Source organism: Skermania sp. ID1734 (assembly GCF_007489285.1).
Classification (GTDB): domain Bacteria; phylum Actinomycetota; class Actinomycetes; order Mycobacteriales; family Mycobacteriaceae; genus ID1734.
The window spans coordinates 1-1,242 of record NZ_VLIY01000049.1 but is presented as its reverse complement, the minus strand read 5'-3'; the positions used below and the strand labels follow the sequence as shown (position 1 = coordinate 1,242).

Genomic DNA, 1,242 nt, shown 5'->3' with positions numbered 1-1,242 from the left:
CTCAGCCGAGCGGGCGTTCCACTCGGCGCCGCACACAGCGTCGGCATCGGCGGAGAGCAGTGCGTTGATCATGGTCTGCAGCAGCTCGCGCATCAGATCCGGCGACGCGTCAGATAGGGCTTGGCCAAGCAGGCCTGCAGGGTCGACAATATGGGGTGCGGTCATCGCGATGACTCCTCGAGGATTCTTTAGACGGTTGACTCGAAAGATCACGCGGTGGCCGCTCTACATCCGTCAACGACACGGATGTCGGAGACGATCTCGGCCACCGAGTTACACCACTCTATGGGGCACTACTCATTGCCTCGGCGATTTCTTCGCGGGCATTCCAGTCACTGAGCTCAACGGATGTCACGGTGAGAGTATGGACTACTGGTTTTTGGGCGCATGACGACGAGGCTCCAGACCGGCGGGAGGGGAGAGGTGGATGCGCAACGCCTGGGGCTGTACGACGTTGACAAGTCCGAGGTCCAAGAGGCCCTGAAGTCAGCGCGGGGCAATACGTCCAAGTGATCGAATCTGCTCACTCGATCGAGACCATGCCGTTCTGACCGCACCAGGCTTGACGAAGGTCGAAAGTGTACGAATGAGCGAAACAAAGCGTACAGTTCGAAATTGCTTCCGTTCCTGCAGGTGAGTGCACTGCGTTCGAACCGTTCGTTTTGTTGCTAGTAGGCGTACACAATCCGAGAGGGCACTAGATGGCTGGCGGACGGCCCGCGCGCTCAGAGATCTATCGTCGCCTCGACACACAGATCGAGGAGCTGTGGAACCGTCTTGGCGGTCTGCCCAGCCCTATTGAAGCTGCCGATATCTGGAAGGACATCTGGACAGTCGAGGCCCACCACTCCACGGCAATCGAGGGCAACACACTCGCCACTAGCGAGGTAGAGCAGCTCTTGAACGAGGGCCGAGCGGTCGGATCAAAGAAGCTCCGCGAGTACATAGTAGTGCCCCATAGAGTGGTGTAACTCGGTGGCCGAGATCGTCTCCGACATCCGTGTCGTTGACGGATGTAGAGCGGCCACCGCGTGATCTTTCGAGTCAACCGTCTAAAGAATCCTCGAGGAGTCATCGCGATGACCGCACCCCATATTGTCGACCCTGCAGGCCTGCTTGGCCAAGCCCTATCTGACGCGTCGCCGGATCTGATGCGCGAGCTGCTGCAGACCATGATCAACGCACTGCTCTCCGCCGATGCCGACGCTGTGTGCGGCGCCGAGTGGAACGCCCGCTCGGCTG

At 59.7% G+C, this 1,242-nt stretch carries 2 pseudogenes; one reads left to right on the top strand and one right to left on the bottom strand.

Annotated features, from left to right (window positions below):
* A pseudogene (locus FOS14_RS24480) lies at window positions 1–165 on the bottom strand (IS256 family transposase); the annotation flags it as partial.
* 914 nt (window positions 166–1,079) lie between these two features.
* Here FOS14_RS24480 and FOS14_RS24470 point away from each other — a divergent pair.
* Window positions 1,080–1,242, top strand: a pseudogene (locus FOS14_RS24470) (IS256 family transposase); the annotation flags it as partial.